Genomic DNA, 16,039 nt, shown 5'->3' with positions numbered 1-16,039 from the left:
ATTATTTTTTCTAAAGAAAATATGGTGTAAGAAAGTTTGCCCACAGATTACACAGATTAAACTGATTTGTACGGATTTATGTTTTATTTATTGGCAAAAAATAAAAGAAATCTAAAAAATAATCCGTTTAATCTGTGTAATCTGTGGCCCAAAACACAATCCTATTATTTGGTTTTTATTAACAAATAACATTTACCTCAAATCAACATTTTTAAGTATTTTTGTGCCACTTTTATACAATGTAATTCCTTAAAAATGGATAAAAAAATATTCTCTTTTTTGTTTTCTACACGATTAATGGCCGTTCTTTTTTTGACATTCGCAATTGCAATGGGTGTTGGAACTTTTATCGAAAGTAAATACAATACCGATACAGCCAGAATTTTAATATACAATACCTGGTGGTTTGAAGCCATAATGTTCATTTTCATGATTAATTTCTTCGGAAACATTAAACGTTATCAATTATTGAGAAAAGAAAAATGGGCCACTTTTTTACTGCACATTGCCTTTGTTTTTATCATTTTAGGAGCTTTTATTACACGTTATATCAGTTATGAAGGAATGATGCCAATTCGCGAAGGCGCATCAGAAAATCAGATTTATTCAGATAAAACATTCATCACCATTTTTGTTGATGGTGAATATAAAGGAGAAATGAAACGCAGGGTTTTTGAAAAAAGCCTTTTACTTTCTCCGGTTACTAATAATGATTTCTCTGTTTCAGGAAAATTTGACGAAACTCCGTTTGAAGTTTCATATTCAAAATATATAATGGGAGCAAAGGAAGTGGTTAAACCAGATCCTAACGGAACTTTATATCTTAAATTAGTGGAAGCGGGTGCTGGCGGACGTGAAGAACATTTCCTGAAAGAAGGTGAAGTTCAAAACATTCACAATGTTTTATTTGCTTTAAATAAACCAACGCAAGGTGCTATTAATATTAATACAACTGGCGAAAAATACACAATTCAAACTCCTTTTGAAGGGGAATTTATGCGAATGGCAGATCAGTTAAAAGGAAAAGTTACTAAAGATAATGTTCAGCCTTTAATGATGCGTTCTTTATATAGCATTGGAGATATTAGAATTGTTTTCCCGGATCCTGCAATGAAAGGAAAAGTGGATTATGAATCTAGTAATGATTTCAAAGCAAAATCTCATACAGATGCTTTAGTTGTAAAAGTTAAAGCTGAAGGGCAGGAAAAAGAAGTAATGGTAATGGGCTCTAAAGGAAGTATTGGAGAACCAAAAACGGTAAAAATTGGTAAAATCGAATACTCTATATTCTACGGAAGTAAAGCGTATGTTTTACCTTTTCGAGTAAAATTGAATGACTTTATCGCAACAAAATATCCGGGAACAGAAAAAAGTTATTCTGCTTTTGAAAGTAAAGTTACCGTTCAGGATTCTACAGAAACTTTTGATGCCGATATTTATATGAACCACGTTTTAGACCATAAAGGATATCGTTTCTTTCAATCTTCATTTGATCCGGATGAAAAAGGAACTGTTTTATCTGTAAACCATGATTTTTGGGGAACTTCTATCACGTATTTAGGATATTTTATGTTATTCTTTGGTTTAATGGCAATTATGTTCACCAAACATTCTCGTTTTGCTGACTTAAAGCGTAAACTGGAAAATGTGAAAAAGAAAAAAGAAAAGCTAATTACCATTTTAGTTTTAATGATTAGTTTGAGCGGTTTCGCACAGCAAAATCCTCATGTACATTCACACGAACATGACCACAATCATACTGCAGATCCAAATGATCACGCTAATCACGTAGTTGCACCACCGAGTCAAAAACAATTAGATTCGTTGTTGACGATTTATAAAGCTCCGGAGGCGCATGCAGCAAAATTTGGTCGTTTGATTATTCAGGATGCCGGAGGAAGAATGAAACCGATTAATACGTTTTCATCTGAATTACTTCGAAAAGTAAGCCACAGTGATACTTATAATGGAATGAACTCTGACCAAGTATTTTTGTCCATGACACAATATGCTCAGGTTTGGATTCAGATTCCGCTTATTTATATTAAATCAGGAAACGACAGTATTCGTAAGATTATTGGTATTGACAAAGAAGCAAAATTTGCTCCGTTTGTAAAATTCTTCGATGAAAACGGAAATTATAAATTGTCACCTTATTTAGATGCTGCTTATAAAGCAGGAAATCCGAACCAGTTTGAGAAAGATTATATTGAAACAGATAAAAAAGTAAACTTGATGGAATCTGCTTTAAGCGGCAGTATTTTGAGAATTTTTCCTGTTCCAAACGACCCTAACCATAAATGGGTTTCTTATTTAGAGCGCAATAACAAAGGTTTTAAAGGAATGGATTCTACTTACGTAAATCAAATTCTTCCCTTATATTTTAGTGCCTTAAATAATGGTTCTATTTCTAAAAACTGGGATACGGCCGATCAATTGGTCGAAAGTATAAATGGTTTTCAAAAGAAATTTGGCGCAAAAGTTCGTCCAAGCGAACAAAAAATTGATGCCGAAATTGCTTATAATAAATATGATGTTCTTCAAAAACTACCGTATTGGTATATCACAGCAGCACTATTTATGTTTGTTTTTGTGATTATCAATATTTTCTTTGAGAAAAAATGGCTTCGTATAACCGTAAATGCTTTTCATATTATAGTTGGATTGTTATTTGCGCTTCACACATTAGCATTAATAGCACGTTGGTATATTTCTGGTCACGCTCCGTGGAGTAATGCGTACGAAGCAATTGTATATGTAGCTTGGTCAACAATGTTCTTTGGTTTGGCTTTTGACAGAAAATCAAAATTAACGGTAGCTTCATCTGCTTTCGTTACAGCTATGATTTTAATGGCGGCATACATGAACTGGATTGATCCGGAAATTGCAAATTTACAGCCCGTTCTTAATTCATATTGGTTAATGATTCACGTTGCAGTTATTGTAGCAAGTTATGGCCCAACTGCATTAGGGATGATTTTAGGTTTTGTGGCGTTACTATTGATTTTGTTTACAACTGAGAAAAACAAAGCTAAAATGGAACTGAACATTAAAGAGATAACTTATATCAACGAAATGGCAGTAACTATTGGCTTGATTATGCTGACTATTGGTAACTTCTTAGGCGGTCAATGGGCAAACGAAAGCTGGGGTCGTTACTGGGGATGGGATCCAAAAGAAACCTGGGCTTTAATCTCGATTATGATTTATGCTTTTGTAATTCACGCTCGTTTTGTTCCTGCTTTACGCGGAAAATGGTTCTTCAATTTAATGACTATGTTTGCCTTTATTTCGATTTTATTTACATATTATGGCGTAAACTTCCATTTAGTTGGTTTACACTCTTATGCAAGCGGAGAAGCGCATTCATTAAACTGGGTTTATTATTCAATAGCAACAATTGCAGTAATTGGTGCTGTGACTTATCCGAAATATCGAAAATATTATAAAAGCAAAAAAAAGTAGTTTTTTAATATAATGAAAGAGGCTGCCTCAACTTTTGAGGCAGCCTCTTTCATTATAATTATTTTATTTTTGTTATTTATTAGTCACTTTTTGATATTCAATATATCATTCCATAGGAATGTTTCGTAGGTAGAAAAAAATAAAGATCATCCACATTTACGTTCCATAGGAACGTTTGATGGATCAGGTTATCAAAAAACAATGCCAAAATCAAACGTTCCTACGGAACGTAAACCATTATAACAATATAATTTTCTACCAATGAAATGTTCCTCCAGAACAAGGAAAAATATAAAATAAAAAAGAGACTGTCTCGACTTTTGAGACAGCCCCTTTTATTGGATCAAAACCTTGTTTTATCATTCCATAGGAATGTTTCGTAGATAGAAAAAAGTAAAGATAAGCCACATTTTACGTTCCGTAGGAACGTTTGATAGGGCAGATTATTAAAAAAAATATCAAATCAAACTATTCAGTATACGGATATAAATTGATATGAAAATAATGATACATAAAACCGTAAAGCGTTGCCAACACAACAACAAGCGAAAGCGGTTTAAAATGCCTGACACGTTTTCCTTCAATAAATTCCCGAATAGAATGTCCCGGTCTGGAAAATAACTGTTTTAAGGAATATAAAATTCCCTTGTCAAAATGCAATAATCCGTGTTGAATATCGTGCCATAAAAAATGTGCATTTATTGTATGAGTTTCGGCACTTTGCCCGCAATTATTGCAGTAATGACCTGTATAAACCTGATGACAGTTTTTGCAAGTTATTTCCATATTGATACATTATTTAGAATTTAACTTAAACCCGTTTGGATACATTATCGCCAATAAAACGCAAATCAATAAAAAGTTATATTCAACACCATTTCTTCCGCCGCCCACAACAAACCAGCCTTCCTGAAAATGAACCAGAACAATTCCCATAATCAAAATAAAAATGGTTACAAATCCTGCTGGCTTTACATATTTATTTAACAGTAAAAGTATAGCGGCGACAATGTGAGATAATTTAATAGACCAGGCCAGAAAAACGCCAAAAGGAGCAAAGCCAATCTGGTTTAGATACAAATTTCCAAAATCGTTAATTCCATTATTAAAAATTCCGAAAACCGAATGCGTCAGCAGAATTATTGCAGTGGCAATTCTTAAAAGTAAAGTTCCGTTCATGGTTTAGGATAGTTTTGTTTTTGGTTAAATAAAAAAGCGCATATTAAAAGTAATTAATATGCGCTTTAAATTTATAAATATTTTAGGTTTAAACTTTTCCTAAAGTATATAGTTGTTCCATTGTAGGCGTTGGGCTTCCGCCGGCAGGCTCTAAAGTAATTCCAAATGCTTCTGCCGAATCTGTCTGGCTTACAGCAAAGATTTTTTGTGAATTTCCTTCAAAATTATCCAGTAAACCAATACTTGTTGGCGTTAATACCGGACTTAATTTTAAAGACCAAACCTGATAAACCATTCCTTTTGGCGGAGTTGGTAAACCTGCAGCATCAATATAAGTCGTTTTTGTCTGCTGGTTCCAGTACACTTTTGCAAAAGATGTTGGAGAAACTGCCTGACCGCCAAGTGTTACGCCAGTATTTTTAATATCTTTTACAATAGTTAAGTTTTTCTCCGTTTGTTTATTCTGCTGATCTAGAAAAGCATAATTTCTTTCGATTTTATTTTTCTCAGTTCCAACTTTAGAAATTGTTTCTTTTGATTTAGTTAATTCTAAAGTTTGGTATCCAAAACCTAACAATAATAAAACTGCCGCTGCCCAGCCCACATATTGAGTCCAGTTTGATGCAGGTTTTAGTTCGACAACTTTACCATGTTTAAGTTCTAAACGAGCTTTAATTTTTTCGAAATTCTCAACAGAGTGGAAAGGGGAGAAGCTTGATGAAAGTGCCACAATAGCTCTTTCAATCGCAATTATTTCGTCGTCTACTTCCTTGTTGTTTTTTGCCAGTTCGGCAATTTCCAGATTTTCCTTTTCGGTTAATAAACCGTAAACATAAAGTTCTAGAGTTCCTGATTCAATATATTCTTGTGCTTCCATTATATTTTTAAATAATTTCTTAAATCGTTAATACAGTTTCTGTTTTGAGTTTTGATAGTTCCCAGTGGCAGTGCCAATTCTTCTGAAGCTTCTTGCTGGGTATATCCTTTGAAAAATAATAAATCAATAATCTCTATACATTTTGGTTTCAGTTTCTTTACGAACTCCTGAATTCCAATTGTATCAATTCTATTAATTAATTTATTACTGTCATCTAACAGATTTACGAAATTATCCGAGGAAAGGTTTTTTTGGCTGTTATTAAAATTTTTGGATCTCAGCTTGTCAATCGACGTATTCCTAGCTATATTAAGGATCCAGGTGTAAAATCGGCCTTTACTTTCGTTATAAGAATCGATGTTTTTCCAGATTTTTACAAAAACTTCCTGCAAAACGTCTTCGGCTTCTTCACGATTTTTGATTAAAACATTAATGACTGAAAATAAACTTTTTGAGTACATATCGTACAAGTGGGTAAAAGCTCTTTCGTCTTTTTTGTAAATTAAAACTAATAATTCTTCTTGACTCATAGATTTGGATTTAAAGCTTAAATATAATTTTATCGAAATTTTCTTATAACGTGAGATAAAGATAATTTATTTTTTTGTGAAAAAAATATTTTTTTTTGTAGTTAAAACCTTAGATAAATAAAGGCTTCAGATAAAATTTAGAAAAAAAGTGCAATTTTTTTTACTTTTTTTAAATCCAAAAATAAACCCTTTTCGTATATAACATTATAGATGGAAAAATGAAAAAGGGAAAGATTAAGCAATTAGTAAAATTGTTTTTTTTAAAGTTAAAAATTATGCGCGGGATAGAAAAATTTAAAATATTAATTGTGGGTTTAACAACCGTTTTATCGCTGATAAATTTTACCAATAAAGATTTTAAAAATGAAATCGTTCAAAATGAACTAAATAAAAATATTGAATAGTTGATGTCCTCGGACTTCCAACTGAAAATCAAAAACACTAATAGTAATCACGCATGCTAAACGAACTGAAATTTCCACTATAAACGCCATAGATAATTGAATTAGTGCGATTAAGATTAAAGATTTTCATTATAACCGGGGCATCAACTATAATTTAAAAATATAAAAGAGACAAATAATTAATTCATGGTTTGATTTGTTTGTATGGGGGGAAGCCCGGCGTCTGATTAACGCCGGGCTTCATTTTTTATTTAACTTATTATTAATAAAAATAAAAGCGGCAAAAATATTCAGAAATACAGATTTTAATTAATTTTATAAAAAATTATACAATGAAAAAAATACTATTTATAGCATGCAGTGCCTTACTTTTATTAAGCGCACCAACTCAGGCTCAAACAAGCACAAACAAATTATCTAAATCAGATAAAGCTATGGCAAAAGAAAATATTTATCAGTTTAAAGTGGAAGATTTATCAGGTAATACTTTTGATTTTGCTTCTTTAAAAGGCAAAAAAGTCCTAATTGTAAATACAGCATCAAAATGCGGATTAACTCCTCAATACAAAGATCTTGAAGCGGTTTACAAACAATACAAAGACAAAGGTTTTGTAATTGTAGGTTTCCCGGCAAACAATTTTGCATTTCAGGAACCTGGAACAAACAAAGAAATCGAAACTTTCTGCCAGCAAAATTACGGTGTAACTTTCCCTATGATGGATAAAGTTTCTGTAAAAGGCGATAATATGTGCGAGGTTTATAAATTCCTGACTCAAAAATCTAAAAATGGTTTACAGGATTCTGAAGTAGAGTGGAATTTCCAAAAATACCTAATCAACGAAAAAGGAGAATTGGTAAAAGTAATTAAGCCAAAAACTTTAGTTACAGATCCAGAAGTTATCAATTGGATTAAAAGTTAATTTAGAACTTTAGATAAAAAAATCCCCAAATTTGAATTTCAAATTTGGGGATTTTTTTTGAGGTTCAAAGTGGCAAAGTTACAAAGGGACAAAGGTTTTTCTCAAAATGACAAAAAAGCGAAAAGAAAAAAATCCGTACTAATCCGCGTCTTTGCGATAGCGAATCCGTAAAATCCGCGTGCAATCTACGCCAATATAAGCTGCATAAAAACCAAATCCAGCCAATGATCAAACTTATATCCAACTTCACGAATCGTCCCGATTGCTACAAATCCAAATTTTTCATGAAAAGCAATACTTCCCGCATTGTCAGCATCGATAGCACCAATCATAACGTGATAACCTTGTTCTTTAGCCAAACGAATTAATTCAGTTAATAATTTAGAGCCAATTCCTTTTCCGATAACATTATCAACCACATAAACAGAATGCTCAACAGTATATTGATAGCCAATTTTTTCACGAAACTGACCATAACTCCCAAAACCAACAACTTCGCCATCTAAATCTGCTACAACAATAGGAAGGTTTTTAGCTTTTTTATCTTCAAACCATTTTGTTTGTACTTCAAGAGTTTGAATATCATAACTATAATTTGCCGTTGTATGCAGGATAGAATGATTTACAATGTCAAGAATTTTCCCTAAATCGTTTGTGGTTGCAGGTCTAAGAATAAGGCTCATGGTTTTAATCTTTTTAAAGTTTCACGTTACAAAAAAAGTATTAGTGAAATTCGTGTTTATTATTTTAAGTTTATTTAGAATTTAGTTCAGCCAGTAAAGTATCAATATCTTTGGTGTTCCAGCCCATTTCTTTACCAATAGCTTTGGCATCTTTAGCATATTTTAATGCCTGTTTTTTGTCTTTTATTTTATTATAAAGTCGGGCAATGAGTAAATTTCCATCGTAAGAATCCGTTAATTCTAAAGAATGCTTTACCCAAGAAATTGATTTTTTCAAACTTTCGGCATCACTAATATGTTTTAAATAAGTCTGCCCGATATCTTTTAAGAAACTAGCATCATTCCAGACTAATTTTTCAGTATCTTCCAGAGTCACTTTTTTGTAGAAATCCCATTTTTCAGTACGTTCTGCCAGCGTTAAATCAAATTTAAAAACAAGAGAATCTGTTTTTTGTAATTGAATCGATTTGGCAACTTCTCTTTGTTTGTAATAATTTATAGTATCAAGATTATCCACAAGCGGACGAAGTAATTCGTTTACAATACTTTCGACTTTACGATCAACACGGTTTTGCGAAGCCACAGCAGCAAATTCTTTTTGATGTTTTAAAACATATTGAAATTCTCTCGAATTAATATCAGTAACACCATTGGCAATTACGCGCCAATTAGTTTCGGAAACCAATTGAGAATCTGATTGTGTCTGCAGATATATATGAGTTGGTATCGATAATTCTGTTCTGTCTTTTCCTTTTTTTAATGTATTCAAATAAGTAAAGAATTTTGTTGAATTACTAGGATCAGCCAGAAAATCTTTTTCTAAATATGGAAGCTGTAATTTAGGATTTAAAGCATAATTAGCTTCCGCCAGAAAATCTTCTTTTTTCATTTCGCCTTTTAAAGCATACAAAAGAGTTTCATTGGCATCTAAAAACAAAAATGCCGGAAGTGAAGTTGTTTTAAACTTATTTTTAAGCGCCATTCCTTCTTCTTTTTCAATGTTTTTCCAAACGCAGATGTAATTTTTATTTAAAAAATCCATCACATTCTGATCGCTGAAAACTTCTTTTTTCATTTGGTTACAATGCGGACACCAATCTGCATACAGCATTACAAAAACAGGTTTGCCTTGTGTTTTAGCATTTTCCAGAGCCGTTTTGTACGTTATTCCGTCAACAGCAAATTGATTTTGAGAGGTTACAGTTTGCAGTGAAACGAAAAGAAAAAGTAAATATAAATAACGCATAAAGGGTTAATTTTAATAAAGAAATTCTGTTTTACAAATATATTCCCTTTTTACAAAATCAGTCTTAATATCTTCCTAATATATAAGTTAAATAAAGCGCGAAGTTTGTAACTTTGTATTCGCAAAAGAAAATTTTAAGCAATATATTTTCTTTAAAAATTATACACCATTTAGAATGATTTACCCCAAAATAGCGCTTGCACAAAGCATTATCGAGATTTGTTCAGCAAAAGGAATTCATAATATTATAATTTCTCCAGGTTCACGAAATGCACCTTTGACGATTGGTTTCGCACAAAATCCAAATTTTAAATGTTACAGTATTGCCGACGAGCGCTGTGCCGGGTTCTTTGCTTTAGGAATTGCAATGCAAACCAAAAAGCCTACGGCAGTTGTTTGTACGTCAGGTTCGGCATTATTGAATTATTATCCGGCTGTAGCCGAAGCATTTTACAGTCAGATTCCGTTAATAGTAATTTCTGCAGATCGTCCGCAGAGTAAAATTGATATTGGCGATGGGCAAACCATTCGTCAGGAAAATGTCTACTTAAATCATTCTGTTTTTAATGCCAATTTAACCCAAGATGCTTCGGTAGAAAATGACTTAAAAATCAATAAAGCTATAGAAACAGCCATTCTTCAAAAAGGTCCGGTTCATATCAATGCACCATTTGAAGAACCATTATATGAAACGGTTTCAGAACTTTCTGTAGAGCCAAAAATTACAACTCCGGAAGAAGAAATTCCAACCAAAATTATTGATAACATTGAAGAAATTGTTTCTATTTGGAATTCGGCAAAAAGAAAACTAATTCTTATTGGCGGAATAAATGATGTTAATTCTGTAGATAAGGAAATTCTGGAAAACTTTGCAAATGATCCATCGATTGTTGTACTTACAGAAACGACTTCAAACATACATCATCCGAGTTTTATTAATAGTATAGATACTTTAATTACTCCATTTGACGATTCTGATTTTAAAGAATTGGAAGCCCAGGTTTTAATCACTTTTGGAGGTATGATTGTATCCAAACGAATTAAAGCTTTTTTACGAAAGTATAAACCTGCACATCACTGGCATATAGATACTTTACGTGCTTATGATACATTCAATGCTTTAAGTAAACATTTTGTAATGGAACCAAATGATTTTTTCAAAGATCTGCTTCCAAAAACAGAATTTAAAGCAAGCAATTACTTTTCGAAAATCGATAAAATTTACAGTTTAAGAAATAAAAGAAAAGAAGAATATTTAAAGAAAATTCCATTTTCAGATTTTAAAGTTTTTGAAAAAGTAATCGAATCACTTCCTAAAAATATCCAATTACAAATTAGTAACAGTTCGGCAATTCGTTATGCGCAATTAATTGAAATTGATCCGTCAATTGAAGTATTTTGCAACAGAGGAACAAGCGGAATTGACGGAAGCACTTCAACGGCAGTTGGATCAGCCGTTGGGAGCGGAAAACAAACCGTTTTTATAACAGGCGATATCAGCTTTTTATACGACAGCAACGCTTTATGGAACTCTTATATTCCTAAAAACTTCAAAATTATTATTATCAATAATGGAGGAGGAGGAATCTTCAGGATTTTACCCGGACACGAAGAAAAGCCTGTTTTTAATACTTATTTTGAAACTTCACATCAATTAACCGCAGAACATTTGGCAAAAATGTATGGCTGTAATTATTACAAAGCCAGCAATGTAGAAGATCTAAATGAGAATCTAGATAAACTTTATAATGAAAATGAAGCACCTGGAATATTGGAAGTATTTACTCCAACTGCAGAAAATGATCTAATTTTAAAACAATACTTTAAAGAGCTTGTTTAATTTTTGTAAGTTAAATTGTGTTAAATATTTGTTTTGACTCATAATAATATTTAGATTTGGCTGCATAAATAGTAACCAATATTAAATTTATTATGAGTAAAAGAGAAGAATTAATTCAGAAGTATGCAGCAGATTTAAAAGAGAAATGCGGAGTAACTCCAAATATGGATTTGTTGACAAAAGTAACCATTGGATGCGGGCCTGCAATTTATAATGCTGATGCGTCTACAGTAGCTGGAAATCAAGATTCAGAGATACACACCGTTAAAAATAATTTTCTGATAAAAAAATTAGGTTTAGCAGATACTCCGGCTTTAGATGAAGCTATTCATGCAGTTTTAGAAAAATACGGTAAATCAAACAAACATAAATACAGAGCTGTTGTATACTATTTATTGACAATTCACTTTAAAAAAGAAAGTGTTTATAAATAACAAGTAAAAGTCAAAATTGGCGCTTTTTTCTTTTTATATACCTTAATCCAAAACATTTTTCATTTACGATTTCAAACTTCGTACATTTGCACCTTAGAAGCTTTGATGCTTTTCAAATTAGAATCTTAAGAAAAATGCTTGAAATAGGAAAATACAATACACTAACTATATTACGTGATACAAAAGTTGGTCTTTTTTTAGGGAATCCTGAAAAAGATCCAGACGGAATTCACGATGTTTTATTACCAAATAAATATGTTCCAAATGAATTTGAAATAGGTGAAGAACTTGTCGTTTTTGTTTATTTAGATCATGAACAACGCCCTGTGGCCACTACACTTGAACCTTATATTTTATTGAATGAGTTTGCACTTTTAAGAGTAAACTACATCAATAATGTTGGTGCTTTTATGGATTGGGGAATGGAAAAAGATATTCTAGTTCCGTTTAAAGAGCAGGCGCGTCCAATGGAAAAGGGAAAACGCTACCTAGTTTACCTTTATAAAGATGAGAAAACCAATCGTTTAGTAGCTTCAAGTAAGTTGAACCAATTTTTAAATAACGATCAGCTTACAGTTGAAAAAGGAGAAGAAGTTGATTTGATCGTTTCTCATATTACAGAATTGGGAATAAATGTGATTATCAACGAACAGCATAAAGGTCTTTTATACAAAGATGAAGTTTATGACGATTCGATAAGAACCGGAGACAGAATGCGCGGTTACATTAAAACCATTCGTCCTGATAATAAAATTGATGTTGCATTGCAAATTCAGGGTTATCAGAGTATTGAACCAAATGCAGAAAAGATTTTAGATGAATTAAGAGCCAACCGCGGTTTTTTACGTTTAAATGATAATTCGCACCCAGAAGACATAAAAACCGTTTTAAAAATGAGTAAAAAAACTTTTAAAAAGGCTGTAGGAGCTTTATATAAAGAGAAACTCATTGAAATTAAAGAAGATGGAATTTATCTTGTAAAGGATAATTAAATTCCAATATTTTAAATTCCAAATTCCAATGTTATACGCATACATTGGAATTTGGAATTTTTATTTTTGGAATTTAATTAACCCTATATAACAAGAAAGGCTGCTCATTACAAGCAGCCTTTCCCTTTTTATTCTAGTTTTAAAAAAAATTGTAATTAAAAAAAAACAGAAATAAAATAATTCGAATTCATCTTGAAAGTAAGCAGCTTTACGAATTTTAGAAACTACTTTCTTGATGGTATGTCTTTAAACAATTATTGCGTTTATCTTAAAAGCAAAAATTTAATTTCACGGCTAATCCATTTGGTTTAATAAAATAACTTATAGAAAGTTTTAGTTAGCATTTTTTCCTCTTTTCGTAATCAATTTGATACTAATTACAAAACAATTCTAGCGTTTAACCTTAGGTGTTACTATCTCCTTTTTGAAATTTTGACAAACGAGTAAATCATTTGCTCATTTCTAATAGGTTTACTATTTAAAACCATTAAAAAATGAGCGACAAATTTTTTAAATTTTCTCAAAAAAATCATTTTTTAGGTTAATAAATCAGTGAAAGAAAATCAATCTTATGTCAACAAAATATTTGTATCTTGTTGATTTATAGGGTGTAAAATTACTCATTATTTTTTAATACTAATGTTAAAAAGTGTTATTTTTTGTACAGGGAGTCCAATTGTTAACATTGAATGAAAAAATAGCTGTTACTTAAACAAAATTGAATAGGGAAAAATGTAAAAAATGGTTTATTTTTACACTATAATTTTTAAATAAAACAAACAGAAATGGATTGGATTACAGCCAGAGAATTTGAAGATATAACCTATAAAAAATGTAATGGAGTTGCCAGAATTGCTTTTAACAGACCAAATGTTAGAAATGCTTTCAGACCTAAAACAACTTCAGAATTATACCAGGCTTTTTATGACGCGCAAGAAGACACTTCAATTGGAGTAGTTTTACTTTCTGCAGAAGGGCCATCGACAAAAGATGGTGTTTACTCGTTTTGCAGCGGTGGTGATCAAAATGCGCGTGGACATCAGGGATATGTTGGAGAAGATGGTCAGCATCGTTTAAATATTCTTGAAGTACAGCGTTTAATTCGTTTTATGCCAAAAGTAGTTATTGCAGTTGTTCCGGGCTGGGCTGTTGGAGGCGGACACAGTTTACACGTAGTTTGCGATATGACTCTGGCAAGTAAAGAACACGCTATTTTTAAACAAACAGATGCTGATGTTACCAGCTTTGATGGTGGTTACGGGTCTGCTTATTTAGCTAAAATGGTTGGGCAGAAAAAAGCTCGTGAAATTTTCTTTTTAGGAAGAAATTATTCAGCTCAGGAAGCTATGGATATGGGAATGGTAAATGCTGTAATTCCTCATGACGAATTAGAAGCTACTGCATACGAATGGGCACAGGAAATTCTTCAAAAATCTCCAACTTCTATCAAAATGCTAAAATTCGCCATGAACTTAACTGACGACGGAATGGTTGGGCAACAGGTTTTTGCTGGAGAAGCAACACGTTTAGCCTATATGACAGAAGAAGCTAAAGAAGGAAGAAATGCCTTTTTAGAAAAAAGAAAACCAAACTTTGGAGAAAATAAATGGTTACCATAAATAATTTTAGATTTTAGATTGCAGATTTTAGATTTTTTGAATCTGAAAATGACATCTAAACTCTAGATTAAAAAAATAATATTATTTAGATTACAGATTTTAGATTTTTTAAATTATAAAGAATCCAACAATCTAAAATCTAAACTCTAAAAATCTAAAATAAAAATATGAAACACTGGATTGAAGCCGCTAGACTGCGCACATTGCCTTTATCAGTTTCCGGAATTATAGTTGGAAGTATTTACGCACTTTCAAACCCAACAGAAACGATTAATACGCCAACAGAAGTTTTTAGTTGGAAAATTTTTGGTTTCGCACTTTTAACAACACTTGGTCTTCAGGTACTTTCTAATTTTGCAAATGATTATGGAGACGGAGTAAAAGGTACAGATAATGCAGATCGCGTTGGTCCGCAGCGCGCCATTCAAAGTGGTGCAATTACGCCGCAAGCCATGAAAAAAGCCATAATAATTACTTCTTTGCTGACTTTATTATCAGCAATTATTTTAATTTATTTTGCTTTTGGTCAGGATAATTTTGGTTATTCTATCTTTTTCTTATTATTAGGAATCGCAGCAATTGTTTCGGCAATTCGTTATACAGTTGGAAATTCAGCTTACGGATACAGAGGATTTGGCGATTTATTTGTTTTCATTTTCTTCGGATTAGTAAGCACATTAGGCGTTAACTTTTTGTATTCAAAAGAAGTAGATCCGCTTTTAATCCTTCCCGCAGTTGCAATAGGATTATTGAGCGTTGGGGTTTTAAACCTTAACAATATGCGCGACGAAGAATCAGACAGAAAATCGGGTAAAAACACAATTGTAGTGCAAATTGGCGGTGCAAAAGCTAAAATTTATCACTTTTCAATAATCATTACAGCAATGGTTTTGGTTGTTATTTTTGCGATTTTAAGCGATTATAATTTCGACCAATATTTGTTTTTACTGGCTTACATTCCTTTAACTAAACATTTAATTACTGTTTATAAAAATCAAAACCCTAAGCTTTTAGATCCGGAATTAAAAAAAGTAGCATTAAGCACATTTTTACTTTCTATATTATTGACAATTTGTATGATTTCATTGATTTCAGATATTATTGTTAACCTTTTCCTTGGAGGAAGATAATTCAAGTTCAACTTTAAACTTAAAAAAAATGAAAATTACATTTTACGGACACGCATCTTTAGGGATCGAAGTAGGAGGAAAACACATTCTTGTTGACCCATTTATTTCAGGAAATCCACAGGCTGCAGCCATCGACATAAATACATTAAAAGCTGATTATATCTTATTAACTCACGCACACAGTGATCACGTTTTAGATGTAGATACAATTGCTAAAAATACCAATGCAGTAATTGTTTCAAATGCTGAAATTACAAGTTACTACGCAAAAAAAGGTTTTAATGCACACCCAATGAATCACGGTGGAAGCTGGAAATTTGATTTCGGGAGAGTAAAATATGTAAACGCAATTCACTCCAGTTCTTTTCCTGATGGAACTTACGGAGGAAATCCCGGAGGATTTGTAATTGAAGGCGAACACAAAAATATTTACATTGCCGGAGATACAGCACTTACATTTGATATGAAATTGATTCCGCTTCGTACAAAATTAGATTTAGCTATTCTTCCAATTGGAAACAATTTTACAATGGATGTTGAAGATGCCATAATCGCATCTGACTTTGTAGAATGCGATAAAATTCTAGGGTATCACTTTGATACTTTTGGTTATATCGAAATCAACCACGAAGAATCAATCCGCAAATTCTTTGATAAAGGAAAAGATTTGATGCTTTTAAATATCGGAGAATCTATAGAACTATAATATTTTATAAAATT

General features: G+C 31.9%; 14 protein-coding genes. 8 read left to right on the top strand and 6 right to left on the bottom strand.

Annotation, left to right across the window (positions count from 1 at the left end; genetic code table 11):
• Positions 1-255: 255 nt before the first annotated feature.
• On the top strand, positions 256-3,465 hold the full coding sequence (locus ACODSB_RS13955) for a cytochrome c biogenesis protein (RefSeq protein WP_488937499.1): 3,210 nt from the start codon (positions 256-258) through the stop codon (positions 3,463-3,465).
• Positions 3,466-3,933: 468 nt separating this feature from the next.
• Here ACODSB_RS13955 and ACODSB_RS13950 read toward each other — a convergent pair whose 3' ends face one another.
• The 4 genes from ACODSB_RS13950 to ACODSB_RS13935 all read right to left on the bottom strand — a co-directional run bounded on the left by ACODSB_RS13950 (position 3,934) and on the right by ACODSB_RS13935 (position 6,051).
• The gene (locus tag ACODSB_RS13950; RefSeq protein ID WP_488937498.1) at positions 3,934-4,251 is read right to left on the bottom strand and encodes a DUF3667 domain-containing protein; all 318 of its coding nucleotides are present in this window, start codon (positions 4,249-4,251) and stop codon (positions 3,934-3,936) included.
• Positions 4,252-4,260: 9 nt separating this feature from the next.
• Positions 4,261-4,644 (bottom strand): DoxX family protein, encoded by a 384-nt coding sequence (locus ACODSB_RS13945; protein WP_488937497.1) that lies wholly within the window; start codon positions 4,642-4,644, stop codon positions 4,261-4,263.
• Positions 4,645-4,732: 88 nt separating this feature from the next.
• Complete coding sequence (locus ACODSB_RS13940) at positions 4,733-5,521, bottom strand: anti-sigma factor (RefSeq protein WP_488937496.1); 789 nt, start codon at positions 5,519-5,521, stop codon at positions 4,733-4,735.
• A complete protein-coding gene (locus ACODSB_RS13935; RefSeq protein WP_053473258.1) occupies positions 5,521-6,051 on the bottom strand; it encodes an RNA polymerase sigma factor in 531 nt (176 codons plus the stop codon). Before ACODSB_RS13935 ends, ACODSB_RS13940 begins: the two co-directional genes overlap by 1 nt.
• A gap of 736 nt (positions 6,052-6,787) precedes the next feature.
• Here ACODSB_RS13935 and ACODSB_RS13930 point away from each other — a divergent pair.
• Positions 6,788-7,375, top strand: a complete 588-nt coding sequence (locus ACODSB_RS13930) for a glutathione peroxidase (RefSeq protein ID WP_488937495.1) — start codon at positions 6,788-6,790, stop codon at positions 7,373-7,375.
• Positions 7,376-7,560: 185 nt separating this feature from the next.
• Here ACODSB_RS13930 and ACODSB_RS13925 read toward each other — a convergent pair whose 3' ends face one another.
• Both ACODSB_RS13925 and ACODSB_RS13920 read right to left on the bottom strand, forming a co-directional pair.
• Positions 7,561-8,058, bottom strand: a complete 498-nt coding sequence (locus ACODSB_RS13925) for a GNAT family N-acetyltransferase (RefSeq protein WP_180861865.1) — start codon at positions 8,056-8,058, stop codon at positions 7,561-7,563.
• Positions 8,059-8,128: 70 nt separating this feature from the next.
• On the bottom strand, positions 8,129-9,304 hold the full coding sequence (locus ACODSB_RS13920) for a thioredoxin family protein (RefSeq protein ID WP_488937494.1): 1,176 nt from the start codon (positions 9,302-9,304) through the stop codon (positions 8,129-8,131).
• Positions 9,305-9,479: 175 nt separating this feature from the next.
• Here ACODSB_RS13920 and menD point away from each other — a divergent pair, with 175 nt between their 5' ends.
• The 6 genes from menD (at position 9,480) to ACODSB_RS13890 (ending at position 16,025) form a co-directional block, all read left to right on the top strand.
• Positions 9,480-11,144, top strand: a complete 1,665-nt coding sequence (gene menD, locus ACODSB_RS13915; RefSeq protein WP_488937493.1) for a 2-succinyl-5-enolpyruvyl-6-hydroxy-3-cyclohexene-1-carboxylic-acid synthase — start codon at positions 9,480-9,482, stop codon at positions 11,142-11,144.
• A gap of 92 nt (positions 11,145-11,236) precedes the next feature.
• Positions 11,237-11,578, top strand: coding sequence for a DUF2853 family protein (locus tag ACODSB_RS13910; protein WP_488937492.1), 342 nt, complete (start codon positions 11,237-11,239; stop codon positions 11,576-11,578).
• A 134-nt stretch (positions 11,579-11,712) separates the two neighbouring features.
• Positions 11,713-12,570: a CvfB family protein gene (locus ACODSB_RS13905; protein ID WP_256634971.1), complete on the top strand. Its 858-nt coding sequence runs from the start codon at positions 11,713-11,715 to the stop codon at positions 12,568-12,570.
• Between the two features lie 785 nt (positions 12,571-13,355).
• Positions 13,356-14,189: a 1,4-dihydroxy-2-naphthoyl-CoA synthase gene (locus ACODSB_RS13900; RefSeq protein ID WP_017498510.1), complete on the top strand. Its 834-nt coding sequence runs from the start codon at positions 13,356-13,358 to the stop codon at positions 14,187-14,189.
• Between the two features lie 167 nt (positions 14,190-14,356).
• Positions 14,357-15,319 (top strand): 1,4-dihydroxy-2-naphthoate octaprenyltransferase, encoded by a 963-nt coding sequence (gene menA / locus ACODSB_RS13895; protein WP_488937491.1) that lies wholly within the window; start codon positions 14,357-14,359, stop codon positions 15,317-15,319.
• A 28-nt stretch (positions 15,320-15,347) separates the two neighbouring features.
• Positions 15,348-16,025 (top strand): metal-dependent hydrolase, encoded by a 678-nt coding sequence (locus ACODSB_RS13890; protein ID WP_053473249.1) that lies wholly within the window; start codon positions 15,348-15,350, stop codon positions 16,023-16,025.
• The last annotated feature ends 14 nt before the right edge of the window (positions 16,026-16,039 follow it).

It is taken from the genome of Flavobacterium sp. FG68 (assembly GCF_057808895.1).
Note: the sequence above shows the minus strand (reverse complement) of the source record. Positions and strands in the feature narration are given on the sequence as shown.

Excerpts from the sequence above, each read along its gene's own strand:
- ACODSB_RS13955 (WP_488937499.1), top strand. The coding sequence starts at position 256 with ATGGATAAAAAAATATTCTCTTTTTTGTTTTCTACACGATTAATGGCC.
- ACODSB_RS13950 (WP_488937498.1), bottom strand. The coding sequence starts at position 4,251 with ATGGAAATAACTTGCAAAAACTGTCATCAGGTTTATACAGGTCATTAC.
- ACODSB_RS13945 (WP_488937497.1), bottom strand. The coding sequence starts at position 4,644 with ATGAACGGAACTTTACTTTTAAGAATTGCCACTGCAATAATTCTGCTG.
- ACODSB_RS13940 (WP_488937496.1), bottom strand. The coding sequence starts at position 5,521 with ATGGAAGCACAAGAATATATTGAATCAGGAACTCTAGAACTTTATGTT.
- ACODSB_RS13935 (WP_053473258.1), bottom strand. The coding sequence starts at position 6,051 with ATGAGTCAAGAAGAATTATTAGTTTTAATTTACAAAAAAGACGAAAGA.
- ACODSB_RS13930 (WP_488937495.1), top strand. The coding sequence starts at position 6,788 with ATGAAAAAAATACTATTTATAGCATGCAGTGCCTTACTTTTATTAAGC.
- ACODSB_RS13925 (WP_180861865.1), bottom strand. The coding sequence starts at position 8,058 with ATGAGCCTTATTCTTAGACCTGCAACCACAAACGATTTAGGGAAAATT.
- ACODSB_RS13920 (WP_488937494.1), bottom strand. The coding sequence starts at position 9,304 with ATGCGTTATTTATATTTACTTTTTCTTTTCGTTTCACTGCAAACTGTA.
- menD (WP_488937493.1), top strand. The coding sequence starts at position 9,480 with ATGATTTACCCCAAAATAGCGCTTGCACAAAGCATTATCGAGATTTGT.
- ACODSB_RS13910 (WP_488937492.1), top strand. The coding sequence starts at position 11,237 with ATGAGTAAAAGAGAAGAATTAATTCAGAAGTATGCAGCAGATTTAAAA.
- ACODSB_RS13905 (WP_256634971.1), top strand. The coding sequence starts at position 11,713 with ATGCTTGAAATAGGAAAATACAATACACTAACTATATTACGTGATACA.
- ACODSB_RS13900 (WP_017498510.1), top strand. The coding sequence starts at position 13,356 with ATGGATTGGATTACAGCCAGAGAATTTGAAGATATAACCTATAAAAAA.
- menA (WP_488937491.1), top strand. The coding sequence starts at position 14,357 with ATGAAACACTGGATTGAAGCCGCTAGACTGCGCACATTGCCTTTATCA.
- ACODSB_RS13890 (WP_053473249.1), top strand. The coding sequence starts at position 15,348 with ATGAAAATTACATTTTACGGACACGCATCTTTAGGGATCGAAGTAGGA.